Annotated in this window: 13 protein-coding genes and 2 tRNA genes; 8 read left to right on the forward strand and 7 right to left on the reverse strand. The window is 45.8% G+C overall.

From position 1 onward, the window contains the following. Positions 1-25 precede the first annotated feature (25 nt). From KO537_RS14750 to orn, 3 genes are all read right to left on the reverse strand, one after another. Positions 26-101: transfer RNA gene (locus KO537_RS14750), tRNA-Gly, on the reverse strand. A 42-nt stretch (positions 102-143) separates the two neighbouring features. Next, positions 144-219: transfer RNA gene (locus KO537_RS14755), tRNA-Gly, on the reverse strand. A gap of 189 nt (positions 220-408) precedes the next feature. Continuing rightward, positions 409-954, reverse strand: coding sequence for an oligoribonuclease (orn, locus tag KO537_RS14760; RefSeq protein WP_131523968.1), 546 nt, complete (start codon positions 952-954; stop codon positions 409-411). A gap of 112 nt (positions 955-1,066) precedes the next feature. Between orn and rsgA the strand changes: the two genes are divergently transcribed. The 5 genes from rsgA to KO537_RS14785 all read left to right on the forward strand — a co-directional run bounded on the left by rsgA (position 1,067) and on the right by KO537_RS14785 (position 7,969). Continuing rightward, positions 1,067-2,131 carry a small ribosomal subunit biogenesis GTPase RsgA gene (gene rsgA / locus KO537_RS14765; RefSeq protein ID WP_105250279.1) on the forward strand — a complete coding sequence of 355 codons (1,065 nt, stop codon included), beginning with the start codon at positions 1,067-1,069 and terminating at the stop codon, positions 2,129-2,131. Positions 2,132-2,193: 62 nt separating this feature from the next. Beyond that, positions 2,194-3,072, forward strand: coding sequence for an archaetidylserine decarboxylase (gene asd, locus KO537_RS14770; protein ID WP_028761759.1), 879 nt, complete (start codon positions 2,194-2,196; stop codon positions 3,070-3,072). A gap of 6 nt (positions 3,073-3,078) precedes the next feature. Next, on the forward strand, positions 3,079-3,960 hold the full coding sequence (locus KO537_RS14775; protein WP_219234750.1) for a DMT family transporter: 882 nt from the start codon (positions 3,079-3,081) through the stop codon (positions 3,958-3,960). A gap of 68 nt (positions 3,961-4,028) precedes the next feature. Continuing rightward, on the forward strand, positions 4,029-7,232 hold the full coding sequence (locus KO537_RS14780; protein ID WP_219234800.1) for a mechanosensitive ion channel domain-containing protein: 3,204 nt from the start codon (positions 4,029-4,031) through the stop codon (positions 7,230-7,232). 14 nt (positions 7,233-7,246) lie between these two features. Beyond that, positions 7,247-7,969: a glycerophosphodiester phosphodiesterase family protein gene (locus KO537_RS14785; protein WP_219234751.1), complete on the forward strand. Its 723-nt coding sequence runs from the start codon at positions 7,247-7,249 to the stop codon at positions 7,967-7,969. 20 nt (positions 7,970-7,989) lie between these two features. Here KO537_RS14785 and KO537_RS14790 read toward each other — a convergent pair whose 3' ends face one another. Continuing rightward, positions 7,990-8,325, reverse strand: a complete 336-nt coding sequence (locus KO537_RS14790) for a DUF3392 domain-containing protein (protein ID WP_113939153.1) — start codon at positions 8,323-8,325, stop codon at positions 7,990-7,992. Positions 8,326-8,417: 92 nt separating this feature from the next. On the opposite strand from KO537_RS14790, the gene KO537_RS14795 reads away from it, so the two are divergent. Then, positions 8,418-9,353, forward strand: coding sequence for a D-2-hydroxyacid dehydrogenase (locus KO537_RS14795; RefSeq protein WP_219234752.1), 936 nt, complete (start codon positions 8,418-8,420; stop codon positions 9,351-9,353). 86 nt (positions 9,354-9,439) lie between these two features. Here KO537_RS14795 and KO537_RS14800 read toward each other — a convergent pair whose 3' ends face one another. Then, complete coding sequence (locus KO537_RS14800; RefSeq protein WP_173496266.1) at positions 9,440-11,014, reverse strand: PAS domain-containing methyl-accepting chemotaxis protein; 1,575 nt, start codon at positions 11,012-11,014, stop codon at positions 9,440-9,442. A gap of 262 nt (positions 11,015-11,276) precedes the next feature. On the opposite strand from KO537_RS14800, the gene KO537_RS14805 reads away from it, so the two are divergent. Further along, a complete protein-coding gene (locus tag KO537_RS14805; protein WP_076498521.1) occupies positions 11,277-11,468 on the forward strand; it encodes a bacterioferritin-associated ferredoxin in 192 nt (63 codons plus the stop codon). 276 nt (positions 11,469-11,744) lie between these two features. Here KO537_RS14805 and KO537_RS14810 read toward each other — a convergent pair whose 3' ends face one another. Together KO537_RS14810 and KO537_RS14815 are read right to left on the reverse strand one after the other, a co-directional pair. Then, complete coding sequence (locus tag KO537_RS14810) at positions 11,745-12,401, reverse strand: thiopurine S-methyltransferase (RefSeq protein ID WP_173247576.1); 657 nt, start codon at positions 12,399-12,401, stop codon at positions 11,745-11,747. Positions 12,402-12,503: 102 nt separating this feature from the next. After that, complete coding sequence (locus tag KO537_RS14815; protein WP_105250285.1) at positions 12,504-12,845, reverse strand: hypothetical protein; 342 nt, start codon at positions 12,843-12,845, stop codon at positions 12,504-12,506. A 249-nt stretch (positions 12,846-13,094) separates the two neighbouring features. On the opposite strand from KO537_RS14815, the gene KO537_RS14820 reads away from it, so the two are divergent. Next, the gene (locus KO537_RS14820) at positions 13,095-14,903 is read left to right on the forward strand and encodes a protein kinase (protein ID WP_173247579.1); all 1,809 of its coding nucleotides are present in this window, start codon (positions 13,095-13,097) and stop codon (positions 14,901-14,903) included. Positions 14,904-14,921: the final 18 nt, after the last annotated feature.

Raw genomic sequence — 14,921 nt, forward strand, 5'->3', positions numbered from 1 at the left:
TTTGGTAAATCACTAAGTTTTAATTTGGAGCGACATATCGGGTTCGAACCGATGACCTATACCTTGGCAAGGTATCGCTCTACCAACTGAGCTAATGTCGCATAATCTGTATTAATGATTTGGCAAATCACTAAATTTTAATTTGGAGCGACATATCGGGTTCGAACCGATGACCTATACCTTGGCAAGGTATCGCTCTACCAACTGAGCTAATGTCGCTTTTTGCATCGCTGCTACATTTGCCTTCAACATTAACAAAGGTATCGCCTTTAACCTTTATCAACTGAGCTAATGTCGCATTCAATCTAAATGACCGTACATCTCTGTTCGCATCAAAAAGTTGAGGCCGCATTATATGAAAAATTCATGCGGCTGCAACCCCTTCTTGCATATTTATCTACTGATCGGTCAAATTTTAAATACTTTGCTGCGATAATACTGCAATTCAGCGATCGACTCTTGGATATCCTGCAGTGCTTGGTGAGTATTTTGCTTCTTAAAACCGTCCATCGTTTCTGGACTCCAACGCTTCACTAGCTCCTTAATCGTACTGACATCCACATTGCGGTAGTGGAAATAATCTTCCAGCTCGCGCATATAACGATTTAAAAAGCGTCTATCTTGACCAATGCTGTTACCACACATTGGAGAAGCACCCTTAGGAACATACTGTTCTAAGAAGGCAATAGTCTTAGCCACGGCTTGCGCTTCGGTTTCTTGGCTAGCACGAACGCGATCAATCAACCCAGACTCACCATGATGCTTTTGATTCCAATCGTCCATGGCGGCCAGCACATCATCTGACTGATGAATCGCGATAACCGGACCTTGACCGATAATATTGAGTTCTTGATCTGTCACTAAAGTGGCAATTTCAATGATCCTGTCGACGTCGGGCTCTAACCCTGTCATTTCCAAATCGATCCAAATGAGATTATTTACATCTGCCGTCATAAATCAGCCTTATCATGTCAGTTAGCCTAAATTCAGGCTTTTTTATTCAAGAGCGTGTATCATACTGCTTTTTTCCGACACAAAAAATCACCTAATTGACGAAGACGAATCAGTGAGTAAAAAGAAACCCCTAAGCCAAGGTCAATTACGCCGTATGCGCGCTAATCACGAGAAGCGACTCAATCGTGACAGTGGCGATAAAAATACGCCAGAGTTACAGGATAGTTCATTGGGGCAAGAACAGCCCGGTACTGTGATTTCACGTTTTGGCCAACATGCCGACATAGAAACTGAAAGCGGCCAAATTGTGCGCTGTAATATTCGCCGTGCCGTCACAAGTTTAGTGACTGGCGATAAAGTGATCGTACGCTTAGCCATTGAGAGCCAAGCCAATAGCGGCATCGCAGGTATTGTTGAAGCCGTTCATCCACGTCGCTCATCACTTACACGCCCAGATTTATACGATGGCGTGAAAATCATTGCCTCGAATATCGACCAGATTTTGATTGTCTCCTCGGTATTACCCAGCTTTACCACCCAGATCATCGACCGTTATTTAGTGGCTGCCGAAGATACCGATATTCCGCCTATCATCATTTTGAATAAAATTGACTTGCTCAATCCCGATGAAGCGCAGGCAATCGACGAAGCGCTACAGCGCTACAAAGACATTGGCTATCCGGTTTATAAGGTCAGCAGCAAGCTTGGCGATGGTATCGATACCATCAAAGGCATACTCAAAGATAAAGTCAGCGTGTTTGCCGGTCAATCTGGTGTGGGTAAATCATCAATCATCAATGCATTACTACCCGATGCAGAGCTTATTATCGGCGATGTTTCCGACAACTCAGGTTTAGGTCAACACACTACTACCACAGCTAAACTGTTGCACTTGCCTAGTGGTGGCGATTTGATTGACTCCCCGGGCGTGCGCGAATTCGCTCTATGGCATCTTCCTGCACAACGTGTCGGCTGGTGCTTTATCGAGTTTCGCGAATATCTGGGCGCATGTAAATTCCGCGATTGTAAACACGGTGACGATCCCGGCTGTGCACTTCAAGAAGCCCTGAGCCAAGGTAAGATCAGCGCAGATCGCTTTAATAATTACCATAAAATTATCGCCAGCTTAGATGAACAACGTCATGCCCGCCATTTCCGCGCGGCCACTGACGAATAACGACTTATTGATAAATAACAACAGTCTCAGCAAAGATTGAGCAGTAAGAAAAGGAATTGAAATTGGATAAAGTCAAAATAGCGCTGCAGTACATGCTGCCGAAACACTTATTATCTCGTTTAGTGGGTAAACTCGCTGCAGCCGAAGCTGGCGCCTTGACCACTGCCGCCATCAAATGGTTTATCAAACAATATAAAATCGACATGAGCGAAGCGGCGCAGAGCGAACCAGAAGCTTATAAAAGCTTTAATGCTTTTTTTACCCGCGCCCTTAAACCCGGTATTCGTCCGTTAGATATGGACGCCGATATCATGGTGCATCCCGTCGATGGTGCGGTAAGTCAGTTAGGCCCCATCAAAAACGGTCGCATCTTCCAAGCTAAGGGTCATCACTATTCATCGTTAACTTTGCTTGGCGATCAAGCCGAAGATGCTAAACGCTTCGAAGGCGGTGATTTTGCGACTATCTATCTGGCGCCTAAAGACTATCACCGTATCCACATGCCGATTAAAGGCACATTATCAAAAATGACCTATGTACCTGGAGAACTGTTTTCGGTGAATCCGTTAACGGCGAGACACGTACCCGGTCTGTTTGCCCGTAACGAACGCGTTGTGGCGATTTTTGAAACCGAATTAGGTCCACTGGCTATGGTATTGGTTGGCGCAACGATTGTTGCCAGTATTGAAACCGTATGGGCTGGCACAGTCACGCCGCCGACAGGTAAGCAAGTCTTCACTTGGGAATATCCAACCCAAGGCCCAGATGCCATCACCTTAGACAAAGGCGAAGAAATGGGTCGCTTCAAGTTAGGCAGTACTGTGGTGATGTTGTTTGCCAAAGACGCTATCGCGACCTTTGCTGAAGGTGTTGAAGCCGAAGCAGTAACACGTATGGGACAAGCCTTCGCTAACCTGAAAGACGTTAAGCAAGCGGATTAAGTTTTCTTGAGTTCTGCTAAACCTTCGGGATTAATTGAATTGCATCTGGCTGTGCTGCTATTTGGCGGCACAGCTTTGTTTTCTAAATTAATCCCACTCAGTGCTCTGGACATCACCTTCCTACGCTGTATCGTCGCAGCCACTGTGTTAGGTTTGCTGGTGAAATTCAGCCGCAAACGTTTAACGCTGGCAAGCAAACAAGATTATCTAGTCGCAATCGGGCTTGGGGTTATCGTCAGCCTGCATTGGGTGACTTATTTTGCGGCCATGCAATTATCGTCGGTCGCCATTGGCATGATAGCGTTTTTCACCTATCCGGTGATGACAGTCATTGCTGAGCCGTTACTGACAGGTAATAAGATAAAATTACACGATATGCTCAGTGGCGTGTTAGTGCTGATTGGGGTGATATTACTCATCCCTGAAGCCAATTTAGGTAACGACACTACGCTAGGGATTGCCATCGGCATAGTATCCGCCATCTTGTTCACCATCCGTAACTTATTGCACAAACGCTACTTTTCCCAGTACAGCGGCCCCCATGCCATGTTCTATCAAACTTTGGTCGCCGTGGTGTTCTTGATGCCGTGGCACCAAACGGAGCTGGTCAGTATCTCATTAGAAGTGTGGGGATTAATTATTTTACTCGGCGTCGTCTTTACCGCTGCGCCACATGCGCTATTTACTTCTGCGCTGAGGCAACTCAGCGCCAAAACGGTTGGGCTAGTCTCTTGCTTACAGCCCTTTTATGGCGCCATGTTAGCGCTGATCATTTTAGGTGAAGAGCTCAATCTCAACACCCTAATTGGTGGCACTATCATAGTCGCTACCGCCATCTTCGAAACCCATCAATCGCACCAGTCACAGCGGCGAAAAAAGAACGCCTGAAATATACCAATCTCAACGCAATTTGGCTAATATGGAGCGTCTTTCGCCCCTAAATGTCTTTAGCCTATATGCCACGTATTTTATTGTTCATTATTGCTTTTTTCACATTTTCCGCACTTGCCAATTCGCCTTTGCAGTTGGACAAACGTCTTGGCATGAACAAGCAAGATCAGCAACAAAATCTCAGCATTGACGAACAAATTAACGAACTAAAAATTAACATAGAAAAACTCGCCGCCAACGCAGCCAGTTTCCAACAAGCGCAGATTGATTTTGAGCAACATAAGAAGCGCACTAACCAAGCACTGAAAGACGCCTATAAGCCTTTATCTCTGGAAAAAGGTACTGACCTCAGCCAGCAGGCTTCCATGGCCTATATTCGCTTGTCTGAACTTAAAGAAAGCGAATCCACCCTTGGCCGACAAGTTAACGATTTATTGCTACGTCACAATGACTTACCTACAGTTATCGCCAGCGCGAGGCAAACTGTCGCCCAAAACAAAAAAGCAGAACTCGCCCCGCTAGATACCCCAACGGGAGAGTTACAGCAAACTCAACGACTCTTCTTTGAACAAAGCCTTGCCACCGATGAAGCAGAACTTGCCAGCAGCCAAAAACGCATTGAACTGACGCAATTGCAATTACAGCTAGTCCGCCAACAACTGGTGCAGCAAGAAGCCTTGATCGAAACCATCAACAAGGCAATCAATAAACAACGTCAGCAACAAACGGATGCCACCCTAGCCAAAAACTTAGTTAATACCGAAAAAGTCATCGATCCTATCACCCGTAATATTGCCGACACTAACCAGATTTACGGCCAAAAGCTGCAAACGTTAACTCTGCAGATCAATAATGTGGTCGAACAGCAGGAACAGGCTGAAACCCAATATCAATCCCAAGCCAAACAACTGGCAAACATCCAAGAGCAGATCACTTGGGTCAAAATGAACTCCGCCTTTGGTGAGCGCTTTTTGCAGATGTTGCAATCACTGCCTAAACCACCGAATCACGAAAAACTGCAAACGCTGATCGCCGATGCGCGCTTAGACAGATACCATTTAGAGCAACAACAAGCCCTCAATGAGCAAGAATTAGAACAACCCGGCTTATACAATGAGCAGCAGATTAAGCTCTTACACTCGCAACAGAGTTTGATCTCGCAGTTGATGCAAAGCTATGACCAATACTTGAGTGAATTAGGCAAGCTGAAGGTCAATTACCAACAACTGAGCCAACAGAATCTCACCCTCAAAAATACCCTTAACGAACATTTGTTCTGGGTGCCTAACGCTGCAAGTATCAGTAAGTTATGGCTTACGGATCTTGAGCGCAGCACGGTTTGGCTTGTGCAACAAGCACAGTGGGATGAACTGGGAAAAGCCTGGGATGAACAAAATGATTATTGGTCTTGGTGGATCATATTGCTGGTACTGTGTTTAGTCGTACAAGACTTGATCACTCCTAAATTCAATCGCTTGCTAAATCATTACACCACTTATGTGGGCAATGTGACCCAAGATAAATTCATTTACACTCTCAAAGCGCTCGCCTGCAGTATCTGCTATGCGTTGATAAAACCTTTCCCAGTGATCATGGCGGGATTGATTTTCTATCATTCCGATCGCAATTTTGTGCAAGCAGTGGGTATGGGCACACTGGCGATTGGTTTAGTGTATCTCTTATATCGCTTTATCTTTATTCTGACACTCGACAAAGGCGTACTCGTGGGCCATTTCAAACGCCCCTCAAAACTCATCCAAGCGGGACAATCACGGCTCAGACACTTTGTGCTGATTGCTAGCCCATTATTGGGTCTGATGGGCTTTACCGAAGTACTCGACACATCACTGGTGCGTAATAGCATAGGCCGCGGCGCATTCATTATTTTCTGTATCGTTTTATTCTTGTTATACAAAGATATTTTAATCCTGAGCCGTAAAAACTCAGATGCAAAAAAAGACGGTAAAAACAAAAAACTCATTCAGAAAATGCTCTGGACCTTGCTGATTTCTGTGCCGCTTTTAAGCGCAGTGTTAGCCTTTAGGGGTTACTACTTCACCGCTTTCCAAATGCTGTTACAACTGCAATTATCTATCGTGCTGGGTCTGGGTTTCTTGCTCTTATACCAATTGATCAAACGGTGGATGTTAATCGAACGCCGCCGTATCGCCTTCGATCGCGCTAAGGCAAAACGTGCAGAGCGCTTAGCACAAAGGGAAAAAGGCGAAACGCATCACCCTTCCGTCGATGGACTCGATACCTACGAAGAACCCGTAGTCGATCTCGAAACCATTTCGAGCCAATCCCTTGGCCTAGTGCGTTCACTCTTGTTATTGGCCTTTTTAGCCAGTTTGATTGGTCTGTGGACTCAAACCCATACGGCGCTGTTTTCCTTCCTCGATGGTATTACGCTATGGACGACCAATACCAGTGTGAATGGCTTAGAGCAACAATTGCCCATTACCATGAAGTCGCTGATGTTTGGGCTGATAGTGGTGGGTTTCTCGTTAATGATTGCCACCAATTTACCCGGCCTACTTGAGCTAATGATCCTGCAAAGGCTTGATCTCTCGCCCGGCACGGGTTTTGCGATCACAACCGTCAGTCGTTATCTGGTGGTTTTCCTCGGCCTATTAATCGGCTTCTCTAATCTCGGGATGGAATGGTCTAAGTTACAATGGCTGATTGCCGCACTGTCTCTCGGTTTAGGTTTTGGTTTGCAAGAAATTTTCGCCAACTTTATTTCGGGTCTGATCATTTTGTTTGAGAAACCCGTGCGGATTGGCGACACAGTGACAATTCGTGATTTAACGGGGACAGTCAGTAAAATCCAAATTAGGGCGACCACCATTATTGATTGGGATAGAAAGGAAATTATCATCCCGAACAAGGCCTTTATCACAGAGCAACTGATCAACTGGTCCTTGTCAGATCCTATTACTCGGGTCATTGTTTATGTGTCGGTGGCGCGGGATTCAGACCCTGCCAAAGTTGAAGCGACCCTGTATCAAGCGGTGCAAGAGTGTGAAGATGCACTTGCCAGCCCAGAACCTGAAGTCTGGTTTGCCGGCTTTGGTAAACATACCCAAGATTATGAAGTGCGCGCCTATGCGAAAGATATGTCGGCACGCTGGCCACTACGCCATGATTTACATAAACGAGTGACTAAAAAACTCAAAGAAAACAATCTCGAACTCGCCTACCCGCAGATGGAAATCCATATTAAGAATGGTCAAAATCGCGAGCAACAAGGCATTATTAGAAGCTAATAGGATCGCAGACCATGCTTATTTTTGCTCACCGCGGCGCCAGCGGTTATCAGGCCGAAAATACCTTAGCCGCCATGGCTAAAGCGTTAGAATTGGGTGCGCAAGCCGTCGAACTCGATGTACATAATGTCGAAGGTGAGTTAGTCGTGTTTCACGACAGACGACTCGATAATAAAAGCTCGGGCACGGGCGTCATTCACTTAGTGAGCAAGGACTATCTAGCAAGCATCAATGTGAAAGGTGAATCCATTCCGACGCTATGGCAAGTACTTGAGCTGATTGCGGGGCGCTGCATAGTCAATATAGAGTTAAAAGGCATTAATACCGTCACGCCGTTAATCGACTTATACCCAAAGGCTATGAGTCAGCTTGGATTTACGAAGGAGCAGTTACTGATATCTTCTTTTAATCACCCCTATCTACATGAACTTAAACAGGCGTTGCCGGATGTGTTAGTCGCACCATTGCTTGCCAGTATTCCACTCGATGGGGCTGCCGTGGTAAGCGAACTGAATGCCTATTCATTGCATTTAGATGTGAGTTTTATCAGCCAAGCGCTAGTAGACGACGCCCATAACCGAGGTGCCAAGGTTTATGTTTATACTGTCGATCATATTGATGATATTCATGCACTTAAGCAGATAGGCGTCGATGGCGTGTTCAGCAATTACCCCGATCGCGCCATGCAAGCCTTAACTCAAAAGGCAATGGCCGATTACTCTGGCTACTTTGAGTAACGGCAAAAATAATAACGCTATTAAGCTTGGCTATTTCGCTGAGCCCAATAACCGATAAAAATAAACATGGCCACAATTAACAGAAACATCCAATGGGATGGCATAGCCACTATGTGTCTTGCCACCCAAGGCGTGGCTTTCACGATCAATAGTCCATAGCCAAAGGCATTCACAATAATAAAAACAAATGTTCGCAGCACAAAAGAATGCCCCAACAAATGACGCCTTAAGATACGATTTACATCCGCTGAAAAAACCAAAATAAGACACACCACCATAGCGGTAGCAATATCGAAGGCCCAAGGGCGAAGCATATTACCTAACTGGGCAATAATGGCGACTAATTGATCAAACATAGACTTAACCTAAAAAGATGCAGCGCAATCCATCAGCGTGGCCGCGACAGCGTATTGAAAAATAACAATAACCAAGCATAAAGGGAGACGCCATGGGGCACAAGTTACTCTTGCTAACAAAGGCAAATCAACAGTACCGCGATTTGATTGAGGCGCAGAAACTCCCTGATTTAGAGATACTCGATGATAATCCAGCGGGCATAATTGAAGCAGATATTTGGTTAGCCGAACCGAAACTCGCCGCGCCCCTATTGCCCCATGCTAAAAATCTGCAATGGCTACAATCAAGCTTTGCTGGTATAGATGCTCTGATGAGTCCAAGGGGCAGAAAAGACTATCAACTCACCAATATTAAAGGCATTTTCGGCCCGCTGATGAGTGAGTATCTATTCGGCTATTTACTCGCGCATATCCGCGGCCATCGTTTTTATCGCCAGCAACAAGGACAAAAACAGTGGCTGATTCAACCCCAGCAGCGCCACTCAAGTTTACAGGGCATGCGATTACTCTTACTCGGTACAGGCTCAATTGCCCAGCATTTAGCGAAAACGGCAAAACACTTTGGCATGCATGTTACTGGTATCAATAGCAGCGGTAATGCCGTAGAAGGTTTTGATATCATAGAAGCTATGGCCAATTTAGGCCAAGTGTTGACACAGGCAGATGTGGTTGCAAATCTACTGCCAAGCACTCCTGCAACGTACAATCTTCTCAATGCTGACATGTTAGCTATGTTAAAAACTGATGCAGTGCTGTTTAATGTTGGCCGCGGTGATGCACTCGATCTCGATGTGCTAAATACCCAGCTTATCGCTAATCCTAGTCAGCAAGCGATCCTCGATGTATTTGCTCAGGAACCTTTGCCCAATAGCCATCCTATTTGGGAACGGGAAAATGTCGTGATCACGCCGCATATTTCGGCGCCAAGCCATCCTGCACAAATCGTCGATATCTTTAGCCAAAACTATCGCCGCTACATCATGGGTGAGCCACTGCAGAATCGAGTCGACTTTAGTAAAGGTTATTAGATCAAAGATAAGAAATTGAGTTAGAAATCAGTAAAAGAAAAGGCAATAGTCAGACTATTGCCTTTTTTATCTTAAATTTTAGTCAGTTAAATCCTAAAGCTGCGCTTTAAGAATTGCTCGACTAATACCGAGTGAGAATCCATCTCGCGAGTCACTTCGTCATTCAAGCCGACCATTTCACTGCCGAGTTGATGACTAGAATGGGTAAATTGCGACACATTCACCACGCTGCGATTCATCTCATTTGCCACACTCGATTGCTCTTCAACCGCGCTAGCAATATGGTGCGTCATATCGGTAATGGTCGAAATGGCCTCACGAATCGTACGTAATGCCGTACCCGCTAAATCCGCCGTTGAAATACATTCGGAAGCGGCAACCACTCCTTGCTGCATACTGATAACAGCTTTATTCGTCCCCTGCTGCAACAGATTAATCATACTGTGGATTTCTTTGGTGGCATCGTGAGTACGTTGTGCCAGCGCCCGTACTTCGTCAGCAACGACAGCGAAGCCACGACCTTGCTCACCCGCTCTAGCCGCTTCAATTGCTGCATTCAATGCCAGCAAATTCGTCTGCCCCGCAATACTCTGAATCACATCGAGCACTGTGCCAATATCTTTACTGTGGGCTTCTAACTCAGTAATCACTTTTGACGTTTGTTGCAGTTGCTCCGCCATGGCTTGAATCGAGCGAATAGTGCTCGACACCGTTTTATCACCATTGATGGTTTCAGCGGATGCCATTTGCGTGGCACTCGCCGCATCGGCACAATTGGAGGACATATCGCCTAATGTGGCGGTCATTTCCTGCATCGCTGTAGCAACTTGCTCTATTTCAGACAGTTGAGCCTGACTGGTACTCTGGATTTGTTTTCCCTTAGCGGCAGATATTTTGGCCTGTTCTGACACGTTATAACAGGAATCCGATGCACGCCCAAGAATCGACTTAAGCTCTGAATTTTGCATTTGCAGTGCTAAATCAATCGCGCCAAGATCATCACTGCTTCCACTATAAATATGCGCCATCAAGGGGTTATCGTAGATATGCTTTGCCTTAGCCACTATCGCGTAATAGCGACTCAGCACCAGATTGCCGCCCACCAGCAATACTAGGACACTTATCGCTAGGGCAATAAAGCCCATTAAGCCAATTTGCAGAGCAAGGTAAAGCATAGGTAGCATGGCAACCAATGCGAGTAACAGCAATTTAACTGGCATATCCAAGGTACGTTTTAACGCACTAACGCTGCCCTTTTTGTTCAACTCCGCATAGGCTATTTCTGCACGCTTAACCTGATCGCGTGTGGGTTTAGTGCGTACTGATTGAAACTCGACGACTTTGCCATTAACTGAAATCGGTGAGACATAGGCATCGACCCAATAGTGATCGCCATTGGCGCAGCGGTTTTTCACTATCCCTTTCCAAGGCTCGCCTTTTTTGATACATCGCCACAGATCTTCAAACGCTTGCGGAGGCATATCTGGATGACGCACCATGTTGTGGGGCTTGCCTAGCATGGCATCGAGGTCGTAACCGGCAACGGTACAGAAAGATTGATTGGCGTAAGTGATATGACTTTGAGTATCCGTGGTCGACAATAAAATCCAATCCGCTGGATAATCATATTCTCGCTGTGTAACTGGTAGATTAGTTCTCATGAAACCTTATGGATCTTTGATTAATTCTTCGTTATTCATCCATGAGTTATCCATCCGTGAGGCATCATCACCCTGACTCTGTATTCCTAAACCTACTTCTAAAACTGCCTAGCTTTTTAGTGCTAAAACACACCTAGCATAGACGATAAAACGTGCGTCATGTAACAAAAGCGTTAAAGTATAAAAATCACCCAAAAAAACATGATTGCATTTGATAAGCGTTTTCATTTAGAATTAGCGCAATTCGATTGGAGACTAGTATATGTACGTTTGTCTTTGCCATGCGATCACTGATACGCAAATTAAAAACGCAGTAAGCCAGGGCGATAGCTCGCTTGCTGACGTAAAAAAGCGCTTAGGTGTTGCCGATCAATGTGGTAAATGCGCCAGAATGGCGGTGCAGATCATTCAAAATCAACTAGAACTTGAGCCTAATTATTACGAAGTCGCATAGAGTTCATCGCGAATAGTGTGGTAAAGGGTAACTCACTCACGAACAAAGTTCCGACAAGTTAAAACCACGCTGACTCAAGCAAACTTAATCCAGCTCAAGCAAACTCAATCCAAAAAAGTCCCGCGACAACAAAGCCTTCTATCCGCCACTTCGTCTTAAATAATCTTGCCAGCCTAATCTTTAGATATGATGTTTTAATGACAAGCCCCACTGAACTCCAAGCTCGAAAGCCGCGAATAATTCAATGGGGTTACAGATCCAACTTCCGAGTCAAGCCTACTTACGTTTCAACAAATAGGCCGCTTCATTAAGCCAAGGCACGGCTTTCTTAATAAAACGTGGATTGTCGGCCAACACATCTTGCGACGCTAATACTTCAATATCAAAATCCTCACTCAGATGCTGCTCTACCCAAGTAGGGGATACCGCAAAAGGTGGGCCGATAAGGGATTCTTGCGGATAATCTAAAGTCACTAATAAACCGACACTGCCGCTAGGTAATAAGCTCGCTAACTGCTTGGCATATTGTGCACGCATACTTTCTGGCCATGCGATCAAAGCCGCGCGATCGTAAAATGCCGTCACCGCTTGGGTGATAGTCTTAGGTAGGGTGAAAATATCACCCTGATACAAGCTGATCTGTTCGGTTTGATAATGCTGGTGTTCACCCACGGCCGTTTGCGTCATCTCGAGTTGGTTATCGCTAAAAAATTGCTGTACTGCCAATTCATTCAACTCACAACCTATGACCTGATGCCCCTGTTCTGCGAGGAAACACATGTCTAGCGACTTACCACATAAGGGCACAAAAACCTTGGTGTCTGCGGGTAATGCAAGCTGCTGCCAATACTTAACGAGGAAAGGATTGATGTCTTGCTGATGAAAACCTATCTGTTGCTGCTGCCACTTTTCATGCCAAAAACCGGGTTCCATGGTTTTATCTCTATTCGCTAATGTTGTCCTTACTCTAATGACATTTTAAAGTGGATGCAAAGCCTCCTGCCATTCGGCAAACTCAGCAATGTAAAGACTCACTTACTGATCTAACGTAGCTTGCACTTTACGCAGCCAAACACAGTTATCGCATTGGCATTGACGGCGTGATAAATGATGTGGGCTTAAAGATGAGTCGATAAAGTCCACGGCGATCAACAACTGCTGTTTTAACTCGGCTATCGATTTTTCGTTCACGGCCACCAGCTCGTCATTCTGGTTCATCCAGATACATTCCATGCCCTGATGACAAGTTAAACATTGCTCGTCTCTATCATTAAAAAATACCGCATGCGGGCAATGGGTCACTTCCATTGACTGTAAAATACGCTTACGCGGATATTCCAAAAGTTCGATCAACAAGGCTTTATATTGGGTGGGCATACGCCCTCCTTAGCTGCACTTTGTCTGTGGGTTAATTAACAAAAATTGATTCCATCTAATGCTCCAAAGATTACCTATAGTCGCGAGGATTTAATTTGATGTAAGTCAAAGTCAGTGACGAAATGATCGTATAGGTAAGCCGCGCCTGACGCTGATCATCAATGCCATTCAAAATACTAAAATAAAGCCACCCGCTATTTGATTATCTCCCCCGCTTACTGGTTAAATGAACAAAACAAGGAGCACAATTTGCAAACACCGCAGCTGCAGCATTTTTATATTTCTGAAGAGCAATCCATTTACTTGCTCAAAGCCAATGATGCCCGTAAACACAAGGCGTGGATCCGCCTCTGTAAACAACAGCTGAGCAAATTAGGTTATACCGATATCGAATTGGTCGGCAAAGGCGCCTACGGTTTCGTGTTTGCGGGTATCAATCAAGCTGGCGATGCCCATGTGTTTAAGTTTTCACGGATTAATCTGCCACAACACATTCAAGATCGGCTCGAAGAAGAAGCCTTTATGCTCTCCTTACTCAAGCACCCTAATGTGCCGGGGGCGATCAAATTTGAGCGAGTAGGTAAGCAGGGAATACTCGTGATGGAACGGGCAAAAGGGGAAGATCTCGACCAACTTTGCCGCCGCATGGGCGCCTTACCTACCGCTATGGTCATGAGCATCGCCCGCCAACTCGCCGATATCTTGTATTACCTGCGCACGGGCAAGCCTTTAGTGCACGGCGATATCAAACCTTCTAATCTGGTTTACGATATTGAACAACAACACTTATCGTTAATCGATTGGGGCTCAGCGGTATTTGCGCAGCGGGATGAACATAACAAACCCGTCGAAGACAATGTGATGGCGTTAATGTCTAGCGATCAACAACATACCAACGCCCGCATGGGTGATGTGTACTTTATCGGCGAAGAGCAACTCAATGGAGCACTCTCCAGCCCGCGCTTTGACGAGCAAGGAGTTGCCGCGACTCTGTATGCCCTCGCCTCTGGGCAAGCAAGCCGCTTCGGTGCACAGGTGATCTCGCCCACCAGCATTGGCTTACCGATAGAATTAGCCCGTACCTTAGAAGGCATGCTCAGCACTGATCCGCAGCAGCGCAACATTGCCGGCGATTACTTTTTAAAAAGTATGCGCCACAGCCACAGACTACATTTACCTGAACTGCCCAAAGCTGATTTACAGGGGGAAATTCCTGTATGGGTACAATCCCGCGACAAAGATGTTGAAACCGTCAGCTACAGTTCGCGTAAATCCTTTTTAAAGGAGCACAACGCCCAAGATCCCATCGCTAAGATGGATGATATTCAGCTCGAAAAATATTATCGTAACTTCCTCGCTGGCATGGGCGATACCGAAAAAGGCTTTATCGCCGCAGTGGGTCGTTTAGCGCAATATCCGATCGTGGGTGGTCTGGCTATTCATTGGCAGGAAACCGGCGTGTTTATCGACTCCAATCTTGCGATTTACGATGCAAAACAAAAAAGTGCGTTAATCATTGCAGTCAACAATATGGTGGATCTCGCGCGGGGAATTAAACGTATAGGGGTATTTAAAGCCTGTTTCTTTAACGCCAAAGACACACTGCATATCGAACGAGCTGACACCAGCGAGCCTTTTGTCGCCAGTGCCGCACTGCAGTTGCCCTTCGAAGTCGGTGACGTACCCACCTTAGAAGATAAGTCGCGGTTACATTCTTATTTTGAAGACGGTAAAGATCCCGATGAGAACCTCGAATTGCCGGTGGAGATCATGGAGGAATTAGCCCGCATCAACCAAATTCACCACACAGGCTGCATCATTTTTGAGGCGCTGCCGAATCACTTAAAAATTCACAGTTACTTGAAGCTGCTCAATCCGCGTAAGCAAGCGGCGTTTCGCGCAAGTCTCGATCGCATCTTGCATCATGTCGGAAAAATCCAAGGTCACGGCGTATCGGGCTTTATGAAACTGCCCTACAAAAACACCCGCCGCTTTACTCATCTAGAGCGTAAAGCTGATCACTTTTATCCGAAAAATCCAAAAGAAATAGGCGCCTAATGGCACCTATGTTCATCG

The organism is Shewanella sp. NKUCC01_JLK (assembly GCF_019345615.1).
GTDB lineage: Bacteria > Pseudomonadota > Gammaproteobacteria > Enterobacterales > Shewanellaceae > Shewanella > Shewanella oncorhynchi.